We start from the raw sequence: 563 nt of genomic DNA, 5'->3' as shown, positions 1-563 counted from the left end.
CCTGCAGTCCGAACTGAAGGACCTGCGCATTCCTGCGACGTTCGACTTCGAGGCGACGGGCACCCACGCCTGGGCCTACTGGGTGGACCAGTTGCCCAAGGCCTGGCCGACGCTGGCCCGCTCGCTCGGCGTGCCCGCCTGACCGAGAACCTCACGGACACCCGGTGGCCGCACTCCTCACGGGGCGCGGCCACCGCCTTGTCAGCGGTAGTCGGGATTGGCGAAGCTCGGGTGACACCCGGCATCCCACAGTGAGCGCTGGTTCCCGTACGCGGGAATACCGCCCTCCCGGCGGAGCATCGCCGCCAGGTGCATCAGGTTGTACGTCATGAATGTCGTGTTGCGATTGGTGAAGTCGTTGTCGGGTCCGCCCGATCCCTCGTCCAGGTACGACGGACCCGGCCCGGCCTCCCCGATCCAGCCGGCGTCGGCCTGTGGCGGGATCACGTAGCCCAGGTGCTGCAGGCTGTAGAGCACGTTCATCGCGCAGTGCTTGACGCCGTCCTCGTTCCCGGTGATCAGGCAGCCGCCCACCCGCCCGTAGTAGGCGTACTGCCCCTTGT

General features: G+C 68.0%; 1 protein-coding gene. It reads right to left on the bottom strand.

All coding sequences use genetic code 11. The features are described 5' to 3' along the window. Positions 1–201: 201 nt before the first annotated feature. Positions 202–563, bottom strand: a 362-nt coding sequence (locus tag AC1DYG_RS19015; protein ID WP_477641427.1) for a flavodoxin family protein, incomplete at its 5' end; no start/stop codon positions are given.

It is taken from the genome of Pedococcus sp. P1_H8 (assembly GCF_056405175.1).
This window is presented reverse-complemented; position numbering and strand designations above follow the sequence as displayed.